The organism is Chitinilyticum aquatile DSM 21506 (assembly GCF_000430805.1).
GTDB classification, from domain to species: domain Bacteria; phylum Pseudomonadota; class Gammaproteobacteria; order Burkholderiales; family Chitinibacteraceae; genus Chitinilyticum; species Chitinilyticum aquatile.
Window position 1 is genome coordinate 236460 of sequence record NZ_KE387260.1, and the last position, 17848, is coordinate 254307.

20 protein-coding genes are annotated in these 17848 nt (G+C 62.2%); 15 read left to right on the forward strand and 5 right to left on the reverse strand.

Annotation, left to right across the window (positions count from 1 at the left end):
* Nucleotides 1-126: 126 nt before the first annotated feature.
* From H559_RS0116590 to H559_RS0116625, 8 genes are all read left to right on the forward strand, one after another.
* Nucleotides 127-1014 carry a trypsin-like serine peptidase gene (locus tag H559_RS0116590; protein ID WP_051279695.1) on the forward strand — a complete coding sequence of 296 codons (888 nt, stop codon included), beginning with the start codon at nt 127-129 and terminating at the stop codon, nt 1012-1014.
* A 124-nt stretch (nt 1015-1138) separates the two neighbouring features.
* Nucleotides 1139-2395 (forward strand): glutamate-5-semialdehyde dehydrogenase, encoded by a 1257-nt coding sequence (locus H559_RS0116595; RefSeq protein WP_028453597.1) that lies wholly within the window; start codon nt 1139-1141, stop codon nt 2393-2395.
* A gap of 204 nt (nt 2396-2599) precedes the next feature.
* On the forward strand, nt 2600-3742 hold the full coding sequence (locus H559_RS0116600; protein ID WP_028453598.1) for an SEL1-like repeat protein: 1143 nt from the start codon (nt 2600-2602) through the stop codon (nt 3740-3742).
* Nucleotides 3743-3899: 157 nt separating this feature from the next.
* Nucleotides 3900-4553, forward strand: a complete 654-nt coding sequence (gene nadD, locus H559_RS20925) for a nicotinate-nucleotide adenylyltransferase (protein WP_034641842.1) — start codon at nt 3900-3902, stop codon at nt 4551-4553.
* A gap of 2 nt (nt 4554-4555) precedes the next feature.
* Complete coding sequence (gene rsfS / locus H559_RS0116610) at nt 4556-4927, forward strand: ribosome silencing factor (protein ID WP_028453599.1); 372 nt, start codon at nt 4556-4558, stop codon at nt 4925-4927.
* Nucleotides 4928-5097: 170 nt separating this feature from the next.
* The gene (cysD, locus tag H559_RS0116615) at nt 5098-6024 is read left to right on the forward strand and encodes a sulfate adenylyltransferase subunit CysD (protein ID WP_034641845.1); all 927 of its coding nucleotides are present in this window, start codon (nt 5098-5100) and stop codon (nt 6022-6024) included.
* A gap of 121 nt (nt 6025-6145) precedes the next feature.
* Nucleotides 6146-7582 carry a sulfate adenylyltransferase subunit CysN gene (gene cysN, locus H559_RS0116620; protein ID WP_028453601.1) on the forward strand — a complete coding sequence of 479 codons (1437 nt, stop codon included), beginning with the start codon at nt 6146-6148 and terminating at the stop codon, nt 7580-7582.
* Nucleotides 7583-7799: 217 nt separating this feature from the next.
* Complete coding sequence (locus H559_RS0116625) at nt 7800-9188, forward strand: hypothetical protein (protein WP_028453602.1); 1389 nt, start codon at nt 7800-7802, stop codon at nt 9186-9188.
* A 94-nt stretch (nt 9189-9282) separates the two neighbouring features.
* Here H559_RS0116625 and H559_RS0116630 read toward each other — a convergent pair whose 3' ends face one another.
* A complete protein-coding gene (locus H559_RS0116630; RefSeq protein WP_028453603.1) occupies nt 9283-10026 on the reverse strand; it encodes a TlyA family RNA methyltransferase in 744 nt (247 codons plus the stop codon).
* A gap of 142 nt (nt 10027-10168) precedes the next feature.
* Complete coding sequence (locus tag H559_RS0116635; RefSeq protein WP_028453604.1) at nt 10169-10906, reverse strand: pseudouridine synthase; 738 nt, start codon at nt 10904-10906, stop codon at nt 10169-10171.
* 154 nt (nt 10907-11060) lie between these two features.
* Here H559_RS0116635 and H559_RS0116640 point away from each other — a divergent pair, with 154 nt between their 5' ends.
* On the forward strand, nt 11061-11450 hold the full coding sequence (locus H559_RS0116640; protein WP_034641847.1) for a SirB2 family protein: 390 nt from the start codon (nt 11061-11063) through the stop codon (nt 11448-11450).
* A gap of 14 nt (nt 11451-11464) precedes the next feature.
* On the opposite strand, the gene mobA is transcribed toward H559_RS0116640, so the two are convergent.
* The 3 genes from mobA to arsN2 form a co-directional block, all read right to left on the reverse strand.
* Nucleotides 11465-12499, reverse strand: coding sequence for a molybdenum cofactor guanylyltransferase MobA (mobA, locus tag H559_RS21985; protein ID WP_051279696.1), 1035 nt, complete (start codon nt 12497-12499; stop codon nt 11465-11467).
* A gap of 149 nt (nt 12500-12648) precedes the next feature.
* A complete protein-coding gene (locus tag H559_RS0116650) occupies nt 12649-13380 on the reverse strand; it encodes a peptidylprolyl isomerase (RefSeq protein ID WP_028453606.1) in 732 nt (243 codons plus the stop codon).
* A 2-nt stretch (nt 13381-13382) separates the two neighbouring features.
* Nucleotides 13383-13835, reverse strand: coding sequence for an arsenic resistance N-acetyltransferase ArsN2 (gene arsN2 / locus H559_RS0116655; RefSeq protein ID WP_034641849.1), 453 nt, complete (start codon nt 13833-13835; stop codon nt 13383-13385).
* Between the two features lie 160 nt (nt 13836-13995).
* Between arsN2 and H559_RS0116665 the strand changes: the two genes are divergently transcribed.
* From H559_RS0116665 to H559_RS20935, 6 genes are all read left to right on the forward strand, one after another.
* The gene (locus H559_RS0116665) at nt 13996-14562 is read left to right on the forward strand and encodes an NAD(P)H-dependent oxidoreductase (protein ID WP_028453608.1); all 567 of its coding nucleotides are present in this window, start codon (nt 13996-13998) and stop codon (nt 14560-14562) included.
* Between the two features lie 138 nt (nt 14563-14700).
* Nucleotides 14701-15747, forward strand: a complete 1047-nt coding sequence (cobT, locus tag H559_RS0116670) for a nicotinate-nucleotide--dimethylbenzimidazole phosphoribosyltransferase (RefSeq protein ID WP_028453609.1) — start codon at nt 14701-14703, stop codon at nt 15745-15747.
* Nucleotides 15747-16379 (forward strand): histidine phosphatase family protein, encoded by a 633-nt coding sequence (locus tag H559_RS0116675; RefSeq protein ID WP_028453610.1) that lies wholly within the window; start codon nt 15747-15749, stop codon nt 16377-16379. The genes cobT and H559_RS0116675 overlap by 1 nt, the downstream gene beginning before the upstream one ends.
* Nucleotides 16380-16385: 6 nt before the next feature.
* Complete coding sequence (gene cobS / locus H559_RS0116680; protein WP_245579393.1) at nt 16386-17123, forward strand: adenosylcobinamide-GDP ribazoletransferase; 738 nt, start codon at nt 16386-16388, stop codon at nt 17121-17123.
* Nucleotides 17124-17183: 60 nt separating this feature from the next.
* Nucleotides 17184-17462: a hypothetical protein gene (locus H559_RS0116685; protein ID WP_028453612.1), complete on the forward strand. Its 279-nt coding sequence runs from the start codon at nt 17184-17186 to the stop codon at nt 17460-17462.
* Entirely contained in the window at nt 17459-17740 is a 282-nt protein-coding gene (locus H559_RS20935) for a TfoX/Sxy family protein (protein WP_051279698.1), read from the forward strand. The genes H559_RS0116685 and H559_RS20935 overlap by 4 nt, the downstream gene beginning before the upstream one ends.
* Nucleotides 17741-17848 lie beyond the last annotated feature (108 nt).

Here is a 17848-nt window from a genome sequence, read left to right on the forward strand (position 1 = left end):
AAGGCTCAAGCCAAGAAGGCTTCCGCTGCTTCCGTAGCTTCCGCTGCCAAGTAATCAGCGCCTGCTCTGAAAGTTGTATGATCAAAAACGGGACTTCGGTCCCGTTTTTGCGTTTCAAGGATTGCCATGCTGCGACGCCTTCCCTACCTCATTCCGCCACTTGCCACCGCGGCTTTGTTCTACGGCCTGATCCTCTGTCGTACACCGCATGCCATTCAGCCGAAAATGGCCAGTGCGCCCGCCGCCACGCCGGCCACGCCCGAAGGTCGGGAACCAAGCCCGGCAGAGCGCGAAATCCAGCGCCAGCGGCTGGCACTGTTTTTTGGCAAGGATGACCGCAGCTTCGTCCAGCAACCCTACCCTGCGCCCTATGCGGCGATTGGCCGCCTGGAAACGGCGGCCGGCAGCACCTGCACGGCAACGCTGGTCAGCGACACGCTGGCGGTGACCGCTGCGCACTGTTTTCTGATGGAACCTCGCCGGATCGACCCCGGCAAGTGGTTCTATACGGCATATCACGCCGGTGCTTTCGGCGCGAAATACGCGGTGATCGGCCAGACTTTCCATCCGCGATTCCGCAAGGGCCTGCGCTACAAGGGCGATGATGTCTACATTGACCCGGCGGCCGCCGCCTATGACATCGCATGGCTCCGGCTTGAAAAAATCGAGGGTATTGCCCCACAGCCCTTACCCATCCTCGATAAAAACCTTGATACCCTGAAAAAAACCCTGGGGGCCACGAACTATCGTGCCAGCCAGGCTGGTTACGCCGAGGATCATGACGACCGGCTGACCACGCATCGCGGCTGCCTGATTACCGAGCTGCGCAGCAACAATACCTTCTATCACCAGTGCGATACGCTATCGGGCGACTCCGGCTCGCCACTGTTTGCCGACACGCCGGCCGGCCCGCGCCTGATCGCGGTGCAAAGCTCGGCCCCGGACTGGTTCAACCGCGGCATCGCCGACAATGTCGCCGTCAGCATCCTGCAGCTGCCGCCCGCGCCGAACTGAGCGGGAAAAGCTGAAGGCAGCAAGGCCGCCGACCGTTTCTGTGACACTGTGTGTTCGCGGCACATGATCTGCCGCAGTTCGGATTACAATGACCGATTCTGATTGATTGCCCGGAATCACCGTCATGGATATCCAAGCCTACATGCAGACCGTCGGGCGTCAGGCCCGCGCCGCCAGCCGCGCCATGGCCCGCGCCTCGACCGGTGCCAAGAATGCCGCACTGAATGCCATCGCCGACGCCATCGAACGAGATGCCGCCAGGCTGCTCGCCGCCAACCAGCAGGATATGGAGCAGGCCCGCGCCGACGGGCTCGAGCCAGCCATGCTGGATCGCCTGCAACTGACGGAAAAAACCATCGCCACCATGGCGCAGGGGCTGCGCGAGATGGTGGCCCTGCCCGATCCGATCGGCAATATGGGCGATTTCAAATACCGTCCGTCCGGCATCCAGGTCGGCAAGATGCGCGTACCACTGGGCGTGATCGGCATCATCTACGAAGCCCGCCCGAATGTGACGGCCGACGCCGCCGGCCTGTGCATCAAGTCCGGCAACGCCACCATCCTGCGCGGCGGCCGTGAAGCCTTCCACTGCAACCAGGCCATTGCCGCCTGCGTGAAGGAAGGCCTGAGCCGCGCCGGCTTGCCGGAAGCCGCCGTGCAGATCATCGAAACGCCCGACCGCGCCGCGGTGGGCGAACTGATCACCATGAGCGAATTTGTCGACGTCATCGTGCCGCGCGGCGGCAAGGGCCTGATCGAACGCATCAGCCGCGATGCACGCGTACCGGTGATCAAGCACCTCGACGGCATCTGTCACGTGTACATCGATGACGAAGCCGATCCGGAGAAAGCCATCCGCATCTCCGACAACGCCAAGACGCATCGCTACGGCACCTGCAACACCATGGAAACGCTGCTGGTGAACGACAACGTCGCCGAGCTGATCCTGCCGGAGCTGGCGAAAGTCTACGCCACTAAAGCGGTAGAGCTGCGCGGCTGCGACAAGACCCGTGCGATTCTGCCGGGCATTGTCGCCGCAACGGATGAAGACTGGGCAACCGAATACCTGGCACCGATTCTGGCGGTGAAGGTCGTCGCCGATCTGGACGAGGCCATTGCGCACATCAACCAGTGGGGCAGCCATCACACCGATGCCATCATTACTGAGAACTACAGCAAGGCGCGCCAGTTCCTGCGCGAAGTGGATTCAGCCTCGGTGATGGTCAATGCCTCGACGCGCTTTGCCGACGGCTTTGAATATGGCCTGGGCGCGGAAATCGGCATTTCCACCGACAAGATCCACGCCCGCGGCCCGGTTGGGCTCGAAGGGCTGACCTCGGAAAAATGGATCGTGCTGGGCGACGGCGAAATCCGCGCCTGAGCTCACTAAGCATGACACAGCCACCGGCATGCCGGTGGCTTTTTTTCGCCCGAAGTGTATGAACTCACAGTGCTTGTTTCAGAAGGGCTATCGATCAATAGGTACACAGGTATTGTCAAACAGCGCCCCCCCTGCCCGGCTCCAAACCTTACGTTACCCTGCTTTTTTTGACAAATCACAGCAGAAAAAAGTAAGGTTTACGGCATGAAAATCCGCATCGCCATTTATCTCATCATCGTTGTGATTCTTGCCTGCCTGTTCACAGTCAGGGACGGCGCTATCCTGAGACAGATTGTCCCGGGGGCCGATGCACCAATGCATCCAAAGACGCTTCCTCTGCCCGAGCTGCTCAAGCAGGCCGAGCAAGGCAATCACGATGCCCAGCGTGAACTGGCCTATCGGTATGAAGATGGCCGGGGCGTTGCCAAAGACATGAAGCAGGCCCTGCGCTGGCAGGAAGCAGCGGCCGGGGGTGGCGCTGCCGACGATCAGGCACGAACCGGCTGGTTTTATGACACTGGCGAAGGAACCGAGCGCCACCCGCAGAAGGCGGTAATGTGGTACAAGCGCTCGGCCGCGCAGGGCAACCCCCATGCCCAGAATGCGCTCGCTGTCATGATGGTCAACGGCGATGGCACACCACTCGACACCGAACAGGGCTGCGCACTACTGGAAAAAGCGGCAGCACAGAAATTGCTCGTCGCCGAGTCCAATCTGGGGCTATATCTGCTCAAGGACGGCCCCTGCAAGGAAGACATGCCAAGAGCAATCACCTTGCTGGAAACAGCGGCAAAAAAAGGCGATCCATTCGCGGCATCCCGTCTGGGGCGTGTTTTTCTGACCGGGCACGGCATCGCACCGGACCGGGAGCGCGGCATGCTCTGGCTGGAAAAAGCCATCCAGCAGGGCAACAGCAATGCCGCGGGATTGCTTGGCTGGGCATTCATGACCGGAAACTACGGCGTTCCGCAAAACCCGGAGCGCGCCCGCGAACTGCTTGAGGTGGCGGCCAGGGATAATGACGCCTATGCGCTCACCGGGCTTGGCTGGATGTATCAGCGTGGACGCGGCGTAGATGTGGACATCCGTCGCGCCGAACAATATTACGCACAGGCGGCCCGTCAGGGGCATGGCGAGGCACAGTTCCTGCTCGGTGTACTTCTCAGCAGGGGCGAAGGTCGCCCGCTTGATCAGGTTGGTGGCTATGCATGGCTGGCTCTCGCGCGGCAAAGCGGCAATGCCAGGGCCATTCGTTACCTGATTGAGCACCCGGTCAGCGCAGAAATCGAACAACAGGGCAATGCCCTCGCCAGCAACTGGCTGCCGGGGCGTTTGCTGTATGACTGAGTCGCCGGTCGTCTATGAATACAGAAACACGAAAACGGGTCATTGGACTCCCCGACAAAGAAGCGTTCATCCCGCTGGGCAAACCGCGAGCGCCCCATTAAGCTGCGGATAGCAGGCCTATTAGCAGCGGGCCTTTTCCTGGCAAAACGGTTTGAACATGCAGGCAATCGGCATTTTCGGCGGCACCTTCGACCCCATTCATTATGGTCACATTACACTGGCCGGTATCTTCATGGACACCTTCAAACTCGAAGGTGTCCGGCTTATACCCACTGGATTACCCCCCCATCGTCCACCGCCACCGGTTTCGCCGCTGCAACGCGCCGACTGGGTGCGGCTGGCGATAGCCGGCCGGCCCGGACTGAGCCTTGACGAGCGCGAAGTCAGGCGGAATGGCTACTGCTATACCTTCGACACGCTGCAGGAATTGCAGCAGGAGTTGCCGGACCATCTGCTGGTATGGCTGATCGGAGCGGATTCGCTGGCAAATCTGCCGCAATGGCATCGCTGGCAAGCGTTGCTGGATCTTGGCCATCTGGTAGTGGCATGCCGCCCGGGCAGTGATCTGGATGCACTACCGCCGCCCATCGCCCGTGAATTGCAGAAAAGACTGGTAATTGCTTCGCCAGATGGCTTAAGTCACGGTAAAATCAGCGTTTTGCCTGCTCCGCTGCTTTCCGTCTCCAGCACGGAACTGCGCCAGCGACTGGCCCGGGGCGAAGACGTCAGCGCGCTGACCCCTGTTGCCGCAGCCATTACGGCCAGTGGCCTTTATCTCGGTACCTCGGCCAGTGGCCTTTACAAGGATTGAACATGAATGAAATCACCCTCGCCATGCGCGACGTTGCCGTGGCGGCCCTGGAAGACATCAAGGGCAAGGATATTCTGGCCCTGGATACCACCAAGCTCTCCGAGCTGTTCGAATGCATGATCGTCGCCACCGGCGACTCCAACCGCCAGGTACGCGCGCTGGCCAATAATGTGGCCGTCGAGCTGAAAGCCAAGGGCTACGAGATCATTTCAACCGAAGGTGAAGAATCTGGTGAATGGGTGCTGGTCGATGCCGGTGAACTGGTCGTGCACGTGATGCTGCCGGCAGTCCGCGATTACTACGATCTGGAACAGCTGTGGGGCGGCCAGAAGCCGACCTTCAACCCGCTGGGCAAGGCCTGGTCAGCGGTCTGATCGGGCGGATAGCAAAAAAAGCTGATGGGAAACCATCGGCTTTTTTATTGCCGCTTGATCTATATGCTTAGCACGACTGGTTATTTTTAAAATATAACTTATTCCGGTACATTCTTGCTGGCGCAGCCTGCGCCCACGTTATAACGACAATCCGAGCCGAAGCACGCCCCATGAATACCATCAGTGAAGCGAGACTGACTCACCTCAAGCAGCTGGAAGCCGAGTCCATCCACATCATCCGTGAAGTTGCCGCCGAGTTCGAAAACCCGGTGATGCTCTATTCCATCGGCAAGGATTCCGCCGTGATGCTGCATCTGGCCAGGAAGGCCTTTGCTCCCGGCATTCCGCCCTTCCCGCTGATGCACGTCGACACCACCTGGAAATTCCAGGACATGTACAAGCTGCGTGACAAGCAGAAAGCCGAAGGCTGGAAGCTGATCACCCACGTGAACGAGGAAGGTGTTGCGGCCGGCATCAACCCCTTCACCGCTGGTAGCGCCAAGCACACCGACGTGATGAAGACCGAAGGCCTGAAGCAGGCACTGAACAAGTACGGCTTCGACGCCGCGTTCGGTGGCGCCCGCCGCGACGAGGAAAAGAGCCGCGCCAAGGAGCGCGTGTACTCCTTCCGCGACAAGAATCACCGCTGGGATCCGAAAAACCAGCGACCGGAACTCTGGAACATCTACAACAGCCGCATCGACAAGGGTGAATCCATCCGCGTCTTCCCGATTTCCAACTGGACCGAGCTGGATATCTGGCAATACATCTATCTGGAAAACATCGAAATCGTGCCGCTGTACTACTCGGCCGAGCGCGATGTCGTGGACTACAACGGCACCACCATCATGATCGACGATGAGCGCTGCCTCGCTTACCTGACCCCGGAACAGCTCGCGACCCGCCGCAAGGAATGGGTGCGCTTCCGTACGCTGGGCTGCTACCCGCTGACCGGTGCCGTGCAGTCCAAAGCGCAGACCCTGCCGGAAATCATCCAGGAAATGCTGCTGACCACCACCAGCGAACGCCAGGGCCGCGCCATCGACCATGACAGCGCAGGGTCGATGGAAAAGAAAAAGATGGAAGGTTATTTCTAAACACCTTCACCACAGAAATTGAGAGATGTAGGGTGGGTTAGGTCGCAGACCGTAACCCACCGCAGCGACGCCATTATTGATTGCCCGGTGGGTTACGCACCCACCCTACGCGAGACCCACTATGTCCCACCAATCCGACCTGATCGCCAGCGACATCCTGGCGTACCTGAAACAGCACGAAAACAAGGATCTGCTGCGCTTCATCACCTGCGGCAACGTCGATGACGGCAAGTCCACGCTGATCGGCCGCCTGCTGCATGATTCCAAGCTGATCTTCGAAGACCATCTGGCCGCGATCCAGAAAGACAGCCAGAAGTACAACACCACCGACCAGGAAATCGATCTGGCATTGCTGGTGGACGGCCTGCAGGCCGAGCGCGAACAGGGCATCACCATCGACGTGGCCTACCGCTACTTCTCGACTGAGAAGCGCAAATTCATCATCGCCGACTGCCCGGGGCACGAGCAGTACACCCGCAACATGGCCACCGGTGCCTCCACCTGCGACCTGGCCATCATCCTGATCGACGCCCGCTACGGCGTGCAGACGCAGACTCGTCGCCACAGCTACATCGTTTCGCTGCTGGGCATCAAGCACGTGCTCGTCGCGGTCAACAAGATGGATCTGGTCGAATTCAGCGAAGCGCGCTTCAACGAAATCAAGCAGCAATACCTCGAATTCGCCAAGCAGCTCGACATTGCCGACATCCGCTTCGTGCCGATTTCCGCGCTGCGCGGCGACAATGTGGTGAACGAATCCACGCAAACCCCGTGGTACGAGGGCGACACGCTGATGGGGCTGCTGGAATCCGTGCAGATCAGCAAGGATGCCAAGCTCGATGCCTTCCGCCTGCCGGTGCAGTACGTCAACCGCCCGAATCTGGATTTCCGCGGCTTCTGCGGCACCATCGCCGCCGGCCACATCCTGCCGGGCGATGAAATCGTCGCACTGCCGTCCGGGCGTCGCTCGAAAGTGAAGGACATCGTTACCTTCGACGGCAACCTGCAGGCCGCCTTTTCCGGTCAGGCCATCACGCTGACGCTGGAAGACGAAATCGACATCAGCCGCGGCGACATGATCGTGCGTGCGCAGGATGCCCAGCCGCAAGTCAGTCAGGCCTTTGCCGCGCACGTGGTCTGGATGAACGACAGCACGCTGACCGTCGGCAAGGAGTACGCATTCAAGCTGGCCGGCAAGCAAGTGTATGGCCGTGTAGCCCAGATCCAGCATCGCATTGACGTGAATACCCTCGAGCACGCCCCGGCTGCCGAGCTGAAGCTGAACGAAATCGCCCGCGTCACCATCGAAGTCAACGCCCCGGTGGTGTTCGACCCCTACACCGAGTGTCGCGGCACCGGCAGCTTCATCATCATCGACCGTCTCAGCAATGCCACCGCTGGCGCCGGCATGGTCATCGAAGCCGCCACCAGCAGCGCGAACGCCAGCGATCTGGACGAACTCAGCCGCCTGCGCGCCTTTGAAGTCGAGCTGAACGCCCTGGTGCGCAAACACTTCCCGCACTGGGAGGCCAAGGACGTCAGCCAGTTGCTGAAGTAATCCCGTATCGCGACTCTGAAAACCCGGCCAGCCAGCCGGGTTTTTTTGCGAACTGCCTCACAAAATTCCGCCAAATTCATTCAGGAAGCTGACCTGTCATTGACTGCGCAACATGATAAATGCATGCTGCGCCTCCATTCCGCATTCAGACAGCACACTCCCAATGCCTCTGCCAGCATCGCTTTCCACCTGCAAAGTTTCTACCCGCAAGCTACTTATGGTCGCCGGCATCGCGGCACTGATCTCGCCGTTTGCGCTGTATGCCTGGGTGCTGCTAAGCGCCAAACTGGCGCTGGGAGGGGATAGCCCTGCCAGCACCACCTTGGCCGTATTGCCCGGCTACCAGACCCCGGCTACCAGCCTGTGTGATGGCGTGCTGCAGACAACGCAGGGGCTCTGGTTCTTCACCGAGGGTAGCGATTACCAGAATAAAGAGGCGCTGAATGCCAAGCCGCCAGCGCTGGATTTCCTGACGCTGATTGGCGAGCAGCCCGAACCGGGTGCGTTCAGCAGCATGCTGGGCAAGCAGAACGGCACCATCGTGCTGACAGCCGACACGAAAGGGAGCGTGCGCTACAGCGCCATTCTGCCGGATACGCCCTGTGCGGACGTCAGCCACGACGGGCGCACCCTCTGGCTGCGCACGACACTGCAGCTGCCCGGCGAACCCGGCGATCGCCAGCAGGCCAATGCCCGCAGCAGCGATCATGGGCAAAGCTGGCAACTGGAGAAGCAAAAACTCAGTCCGGTTGCAGACAAATATCCGCATGATTACCGGCTGATCTTCCCTTCCGCGAATGAGCGCTGGGCGCTCTATGAGGATGATCGCGTAACGCCTGCGCCTCTCGCAGATGGGGAGACACCGACTCAGTTGCTGGCGTACTCCGCCGATCAGGGCAGCACATGGCAATACCTGCTCAATAGCGCATCACTGCCAATCTCCGAGCAATACATTGCCCCGCTGCGCCCGCACGGTGAGGTGGTCTTCAAAAAAAATGAACTCACCCTCACCCCGCTATCACCCGACCAGATCCTGCTGTGGCAAAGCGTGGAACTGACCACGCAAACCGGTGACCAACTCGGCGATCAGCACACCGCCTTCACCCGGCTTGTCACCCTGAACCGCAAGGGACAAGCCTGGCAGGCTGCACCGGCCGTAATCAGCGCGCCAATGGCCTTCGAAACCATTCGGCAAGGCAGCGACGGCCAGATCTTCGCCGTCAAATCCGGCCCGGGCAAGCAACCGGATGAAATCTGGCAATTCGACCCTGTACAGCAGCGCTGGGATAAGCGCGGTGACGCGCCCAATCTGTTCGCCCCCTTCCCGGGAAGTAGCAGCATTACGAGTCTGCGCGCCGGCAAAGGCGTGCTGCTGATCGAGGTGTACGCCCGGCACAGGCCGGGCAGCATCCTGCCGAGCGGGCGCGAAGCCAGCATTTCGGCGACAGCGTATTACTACTCGGCCGATCAGGGTCGCAGCTGGCGCAAATTCGACACGCGGCAGTACGAAACCATCACCGGCTTCGACGCGCAGACCAACCGTGTTTTCCGCTTTGATGATCGCGGACAGGATACGGTAGTGACGGCGCAGACACTGGGGCAATAAGCGCAATACCTGGCAATGTAATTCGCCGCAGCCTTTAATTTAAAAAGGGCAAAGCCACATACCCAAGAAAAATGAAATCCGGCCGTAGCAGCAGTCACACCGCGCGGGCGTAGATGAAAAATTCGCGGTTGCCGTCGCCACCCTGGATCGGGCTTTCGAAGTAATCGAGCACGGAATATCCGGCGACTGTCGCTGCGGCGCAGACCTTGGCGGCGACCTGCGGATACAGTGCCTCATCGCGCACGATGCCGCCCTTGCCCAGCCCTTCGGGCCCGACTTCAAACTGCGGCTTGACCAGGAACAGCAGCAAGCCACCTTCAGGCAGCACGCTGCGCAAGGCCGGCAGCACCAGCGTCAGCGAAATGAAGGACACGTCACCAACCACCAGATCGAGCGGTCCATCTTGCGCACCGGTAATCAGCTCCGGCGCCAGATGGCGCGCATTGACGCCTTCGAATTGCGTGATACGGGGATCGGCCAGCAGGCGCGGATGCAGCTGGCCGTGGCCGACCTCGATGCCGATCACCTTGCGCGCGCCTTCCTGCAGCAGGCAATCTGAAAAACCCCCAGTCGAAATGCCGACATCGAGCGCCTGCATGCCGGCCACATTCAGCGCCGCCTGCTGCAGCGCACCGGCGAGCTTCAGGCCGCCACGCGACACGTAGCGGTCCAGCTCGTCGGGTGCAATCGTGATGTCGGCTGCCGCATTCAGGTTCTGGCTGGCCTTCGTCACTGCCTTGCCATCCACGCTGACGCGTCCGGCAGCGATCATCGTCTGCGCAGCCGTGCGCGAGGCGGCGAGGCCGAGTTCAACGAGGAGCAGATCAGCGCGGGCCATGCCGGGAATCCCTTTTCGGCTGCGCCGCGAAGCCAGGATGGGCGGGCATGCGATTTTCGAGGAAAGTCATTTTTGATCGAAGGGTATATGAACACAGCCATTATTTAGAAAGGGCTATAGCCATATACCCATGGCAACATCATCAATCGAAACGTTCGGTCGGGCCGAGGTAGCGGTATTGCCCGGTGGGGATATTGCCGAGCATGATCTTGCCGATGCGCACACGCTTGAGGCCGGTAACCTTCAGGCCGACCAGCTCGCACATGCGGCGGATCTGGCGCTTCTTGCCCTCGGTGAGCACAAAGCGCAGCTGGTCTTCGTTTTGCCATTCGACGCGCGCGGGCTTGAGCTTCTCGCCATCGAGCGACAGACCATAGTTCAGCAGGCGCAGATCGGGCGCGGAGAGCGTGCCCTCGACGCGAACCAGGTATTCCTTCTCGATCACCGAGTTTTCGCCGATCAGCTGCTTGGCGATGCGGCCGTCCTGCGTGAGCACCAGCAGCCCCACCGAATCGATATCCAGCCGCCCGGCCGGTGCCAGCCCGCGCAAGTGGCCGGGCGAGAAGCGGATGCCGGACGGATCATCCACCCAGTGGTTTTCCGGCAGCACCAGCACTGACGCTGGCTTGTAGCCATCCTCGGCTTGACCGGAGACGTAGCCCACCGGCTTGTTGATCAGCACCGTGACGCGGTTGGCCTGCGCGGCGTGCCCCTGGCGGTCGAGCGTGATGCGCTGCTCGGGCAGCACCTTGCTGCCCAGCACATCCACCACCACGCCATCGACCTTGACCCAGCCCTTGGCAATGTATTCATCGGCTTCGCGGCGGCTGCACAGGCCCAGTTCGGCCATGCGTTTGGACAGGCGCAGTGGTTCACTCATTTTGCTACTCGCTCGTTCGGTTTGATTCTGCCGGACTGTTTGACCGGAAAGGCGGGATGGTAACGCAATGCGCGCCGGCCCGCATCGTGGACTTCCCGCCACGGGTCGGGCGGCAGTGTAAACTGCCGCTTTCCCCCCTGACCGTCAGTTCATCATGCTCAGTTATCTGGCCCTGCGCCACCTGCATATCACCTGCGTGGTCATCACGGCCACTCTCTTCATCGCGCGCGGCGTGCTCACACTGCGCGGCTGCGACTGGAAATCGCGCTGGCCGGTGCTGCGCTGGCTGCCGCATGCCAATGATACGCTGCTGCTGGCGGCGGCCATCGGACTGGCGCTGACGACCGGGCAGTATCCGCTGGCGCAGGGCTGGCTGACAGTCAAGGTCCTCGGCCTGATTGCCTACATCGTGCTGGGCACGCTGGCGCTGAAGCGGGCGCGGACCCCGCGCGGCCGGCTGGCGGCCTTTATCGCCGCGCTGGCCGTGCTGGCTTATGTGGTACTCGTTGCCATCATGCGCTCGGCAACGCTGGGCCTGCTCTGACAGGCCTGTGCCGGTCAGAGAATGGCCGGCAGAACACCCGGTGCAGGGCTGGCCGCATCCTGCAGGCGAACCTCGGCGATGGTGAGGCTGCGATCGTGCTCGCGGCAGCTTTCCATCAACGTGACGAGCGCCAGGTTCACTGCCAGCAAGGCCTCGGTTTCGGCCTGCCCTTCACGGCATTCGACAGTCACATGGCAGTGCAGCGTATTGCGCAGACGGTCGGTCATGAAGTCGACCTTCACGGCGGTCACGGTGTGCGGATTGCGCTGCGGCACCAGATCGGCCGCACGTTTGGCGGCCAGCATGGCAGCAGCACGTGCAATGCCCTGCAACTCCGACAGACTGCCGCTTTCGAACTGCTGCAGCGTATCAGCCTGCATGCGCAACTCGCCGCTGGCCCGCGTGGCGTGCTTCTGCGCAGCCACGCTGCCCAGCGACTGACCGGCAAGGCTGATGGTTTCAACCCCTGCCAGCCGCGCAGCCAGCATGGCCAGATCGTCAAAACTGTTGATATTAGCAATGCTGCCGGCGGGCACCTCGACCGTTGCCGCTTTCAGCTCGGACAGCCACTCGGCCAGGCCGAACTCGCCTCGCGCCATGCGCTCGATCAGTTGCGGCAGCACACTGCGATGCAGCAGGCACAGATGCGGCTGCATCGTTCCGCCGCAGCGCACGGTGACGGCATTGGCACCTTTTTCCAGCTCGGTCAGCATGCTGGCGAGCAGGTTTTCCGGCAGGAAAGGCGCGTCGCACGGCAATACCAGCAATGCGTCGGAAGGCGATGCCAGTGCAGCGGCATGCACGCCGGCCAGCGGCCCCGGAAAACCGGGATACACATCGCGCAGTACCGGATAACCGAAGCGCGAATAGTCGGGCAGGTTGCGGTTGGCCGAGATGAGGATATGCCCCATGCGTACGGACTGCTGCTGCAGAGCTTCGATCACCCAGCCGACCAGCGGCCGGCCGGACAGCTCGACCAGCCCCTTGTCCCGCCCGTTCATACGTCGCCCCGCACCGCCTGCGAGGATGACGGCATCAACCATCATCATGCCCTGCTCCCGTCCTGCTTCGTGAATATTCACGCGATCCCCAAACTATGGCGCAGCCTGCCTGCGCCGGCAAGCCGCTGCCGCCGACAAACGGCACAAACAACAAAAGGAGCCGCGGCTCCCTTTGTCTGGCGGTCGTAACCGCAGCCTTACTGCTGTGCTGCCGGCTGATAGCCCTGGATGTCGGCCTTGGCAAACAGGCCGCTGATGTACTCGTGCACGGCACGTTGCGAGGCCATGCTGTTGAGGAACTGGCCGATGCGTTCCTTGGCTTCATCGAAGCTCACGGCTTCGCCAGTGGATTTCTTGCCCGAACGGATGATGTGCAGGCCGAACTGGGTTTCCACCAGCCCGTCATACAGCTCGTTGTCGCCCAGGCTGAACGCGGCCTGTTCGAACTCCGGCACCATCTGGCCACGGCCGAATGCACCCAGATCGCCGCCCTGGCGGCCGGACGGGCAGGCGGAATGTTCACGCGCCAGCTCACCAAAGCGGTGCGGATTGAGCTTGAGCTCTTCCAGCACGCCTTCAGCCTTGGCACGAACCAGCGAGCCGGCCAAGCCTTCTTCCGGCGTAAACAGGATGTGGCTGGCCTCGACCTGCTCGCCACGCTTGAAGCTTTCCGGATTGTGATCGTAGAACTCGCGGCAGGCTGCTTCGTCGGCCGGAGTGATGCTCAGCTCCTGATCGAACAGCTGGCCGATGCGCTGGTCATCTTCACCGGCGGGCACACCCAGTTCGTTGGCACGCTGCAGCAGCAGTTCGCGCACGATCAGGTTCTGGGTGGCCGCATCGCGCGGATCGGCAGCGTCCTGATGGTGGGCGATTTCTTCTTCGATCATTGCAGCGGTAATGGCCGTGCCATTGACGGTAATGCTCATATCTATTCCTTGTTGGTGGTTTCAGTCAGCGCCTTGCGCATGCAGAACGCTGAAGCGGGGCACAGGCTTTTGAACTGGCGGGAGCCGGCAATGGTGGCAACGACATTCTGGCGGTCGACCACCTCGTAACCCCGGCGCCGGAAATAATCCACGGGGCCGGTTGTCAGCAGCCAGGCGGTAGCGACTCCGCGCTGCTTCGCTGCGGCTTCCATTGCGGCCAGCAGCATGACACCAATTCCGCGTCCGCGCCAGCCGTCGCGGACGACCAGCGAGCGCAGCAGCACATCCGGCCCCATGATCTCCAGCCCGCCGCAGGCAACGACACTGATGCCGTCGCGCAGCACCATCAGCTCCACGTCGTCCTCATCCAGATCGCTGCTGACCAGTCCTTCGGCCTCGACCATGGCTTTTACCACGGCCTGCGTTTCCATGTCCTCCACGTGCTCCAGTCGCATTGCCCGCTCCCTGCCCAGTCCGGAACTAGCAATGTATGCGCTTGCGCACGAAGTTGCACAGGATTTTCACCTGCGGCTGACGCAAGGCAAACTCGCCGGACACGGCACGCGCCAGCGCCGTGGGCTAGGATGAAAACAGGCACCCTGCGGAGCATCCATCATGAAAACGCTGGTCATTTTTTCGCATCCCCACCTCGCCACATCGCGGGTGCACCGCACACTGATCGATACTATCGACGACCTGCCCGACGTGCATATCCACCATCTGGAGGCGATGTATCCGCAGGGCGATATCGATGTCGAAGCGGAACAATCCGCCTGCGAACACGCCAGCCGGCTGGTGTTCCAGTTCCCCTTCTATTCCTACAGCACGCCGCCCATGCTCAAGCGCTGGCTTGATGACGTGCTGAGCTACGGCTGGGCGTACGGCAGCAAGGGGCAGCGCCTGCGCAACAAGCCGCTGCAGCTCGTCATCAGCAGTGGCGCGCCGGCCAGCGCCTACGCGGCGACGGGCTACAACCGCTTCACGATGGCGGAGCTGCTGCGCCCGCTCGAAGCCACCGCCCACCTCACCGGCATGGTGCTGCAGCCGCCGCTGATCCTGCATGGTGTGCCAAACATTCCGGGGCTGGATGTCACCGATCTGCAGATGGAGAAGGTAATGACCTTTGCCGCCAGCTACCGCAAAACCCTGCAGAGCGGGCATAGCTGCATCCGGGGTATCTAGCCACAGCCCTTGTCCTGCGAAGGCCAGCGAGCAATACACTCGTGCGTTAATACCACCATTGCTGCAGTGCACGCCCCTGCTTGCCCAATCCGGCCCGAGCGCGTAAGGTCGCGCCAGTACAGAACCCGGGGCTACCGCATGCATTTCCTTGACCTGAAAAGCGCCGACGCCGCGCGCGCGCGCCAGAGCCAGCTGACCAAACCTGCCGGCAGCCTTGGCCGGCTGGAAGAGCTGGCTATCTGGTTTGCCGAACGCCTAGGCAACAGCACGCCGGGCCGCCTCAAGCCGGCCATCGTCATCTTCGCCGCCGACCACGGTGTGGCTGCCGAGGGGGTATCGGCGTATCCGCCCAGTGTCACCAGCCAGATGGTGCTCAATTTCATCGCCGGCGGGGCCGCGATCAATGTGATTGCGCGCGAACATCAGGCCGGACTCGTCGTCATTGACGTGGGCGTCGCTACGCCCTACCCGCTGCCTAGCGGCGAACTCAGCCCCGGCATGCGCTATTTCCGCCTGCCGGTGCGCGCCGGCAGCGGCAATCTGCGCATCGAAGCGGCCATGAGCAGCGAGGATTGCAGCAAGGCCTGGCAGATCGGCGTACAGGTTGCACGCCAGGCGCAGGAACGCAGCAAGAATCTGCTGATCGGCGGCGAAATGGGCATCGGCAACACCACGGCGGCCGCAGCACTGATCTGCGCGCTCACCGATACCGACCCGGCGGACATTGTCGGCAGCGGCACCGGCATCGATGCCGCCGCGCGCGAGCACAAGATTGCGGTCGTCCGCGAAGCGCTGGCACGCGCGCGCGCTGCCGGCGCCACGACCCCGCAGGACTGGCTGGCGCAGGTAGGCGGGCTGGAAATCGCCGCACTGGCCGGTTTTTATACCGAAGCCGCGGCGCTGGGCATTCCGGTCGTACTGGATGGCTTCATCAGCACGGCCGCCGCACTCGTCGCAGTGCGCTGCGACAGCTCGGTTGGCGACTGGCTGCTGGCGAGCCATGCCTCACAGGAACTCGGCCATCGCCGGGCACTGGCTGAACTCGGCCTCACGCCGCTCTTCGACCTTGGCCTGCGGCTTGGCGAAGGCAGCGGCGCCGCGCTGGCGATTCCGCTGCTGCAAACCGCGCTGGCGCTGCATCGCGACATGGCGACCTTCGCCCAGGCCGGCGTGGATCACATCTGATGGCGGCCTTCCGGCTCACCCTCGTTCGTCACGGCACCGCCCAGGGCAGCCAGGCTGCGGTTTTCGGCCAGACCAATGCCGCGCTTTCAGCACAGGGCCGCGAGCAGCTGCTGGCCCGCTGGCAGGCGCTGAGCGCGCAGCCGATTGATGCCATGGCCTCATCGACACTGGCCCGTTGCGCCGACTTCGCCCTGGACGCAGCCGCCAGCCTCAACTTGTCGCTGCACCTGGATCGCGGCTTTTCCGAACAGCATCTCGGTACGCTCGACGGCAAGCCGAAGGCAGACTGGCTGGAAAGCGAACAGCAGGCCTGGGATGCCTGGCAGCGTGACCCACAACAGAACCCACTGCCCGAGGGTGAAGACTGGGATACCTTCAGCGCACGCACGCTGGCGGCCTTCCGGCAGTGGCTGGCGCAAACGCCGGATGCCGAACATCGCCTGCTGTTTGCCCATCAGGGCACGATCAAGGTGCTGCTGCTGCACGCCTTCGGCCTGCCTGCCACCCGCCACAGCCAGTTCTGGCTGGCGCCAGCAGGCGTCGTCAGCCTGTGGTGGGACGATGACAGCGAAGCCGGCTGGCCGCCGCTCCTGCTGGGGCTCGACAACACCCAGCCGGCCGCAGCGGACTGATCCGGCATGCCCGACCTGCGCCCTGCCATTCTCGCCGTGCAGTTTCTCACGCGCTTGCCGACCCCGGCGGTGCGTGATTTCGAGCCAGCCCTGCTGGCACGCTCGGTGAGCTGGTTTCCGCTGGTCGGCCTGCTGCTGGGAGCCCTGCTGGGCGCACTGGTCAGTGCCGGGCAACTCGTCGACCCCTGGCTGGCCGCGCTGCTGGGCCTGCTCGGCTGGATGGCGCTCACCGGCGGCCTGCATCTCGATGGTCTCGCCGACATGGCCGATGGGCTGGGCGCATCACATCGCGACCCGCAACGCTTTCTGGCGGTACTGAAAGACCCGCACCTTGGCAGCTTCGGTGTGCTGACGCTGATCGGGCAGTGCGGTGCCAAGCTGGTTCTGCTGATGCTGCTCGCCAGAAACCAGCAATGTATTGCCTTATATCCATTGCTATTACTTGTTCCGGCATGGGCACGCTGGGGGGTGTATCTCTGGCAGGGTTTGCCGCCACTGGCCAGCGGCATGGCAGAGCAATTCGGCTGGCAGCGCTCGCGCCTCGCGCCCTGGCTGAACCTGATCATTCTCGCCGCGCTGAGCGCCTGGCTCGCACCACTGTTGCTGCTGGCACCGCTGCTGTGCCTCGCTTACCGTTTCTGGCTGCAGCGTCGCCTCGGCGGCGTCACCGGCGACTGCCTCGGTGCCGGCATCGAACTGGTGGAAAGCGGATTGCTGCTCCTGCTGGTCGCCGGGGCGGCGTAAAAACCAATCAAACCTCAACAGAGCCTATAATCGCGGCCTGACCGATTGGGGAGATTCCCGATGCAACTCAAGCGCATCCTTGAAGTCTGGGAAAAAGGCATGGATGGCGCGCCGCTGGGCACGCTGCCACTCGCCGACGACATTCCGACCGCACTGCTCTACGCGCTATTCTGCAACGAGCAGGACCAGCCCGACCCCGAAATGAAACTGGCCTACCTGCTGGACGCCCCCCGCCTGCTGCAGCTGCAGCCATGGGCTCCCGAGCCGCTCGACCCGGATCGTTTTGATTACATTCTGAGCGCCTACGGCCTGCCCGATCTGCCGCAGTCACCGCAGTGACAAGCCTGGCCAGCCTGCCCGGCCTCGGGCCGAAATCGCAAGCCCTGCTCGAAAATGCCGGCATCCGCGACCGTGCGGCACTGGAAAAACTGGGCGCCGTCAGCGCCTGGCGACAGATACGCCGCCATGCCGGCAGTGCGGTCAGCCTCAACCTGCTCTGGGCACTGGAGGGCGCGCTGAGCGGGCGGCACTGGCAGGACATTGCCCGCAAGGAACGCAGCCGTCTGCTGGCCGAACTGGCGGCGCAGGAAGAGCTGGACTTACCTAACACCCTATAAGCCCAAAGCCATCAGATTGAAAGGGGTACAGGCAGATACCCACCAGAAATCAGCCTTCACCTGTGTTCCCGGCCGGTTTCATGCAGCCGTGACATGCCGGGCTTTCCA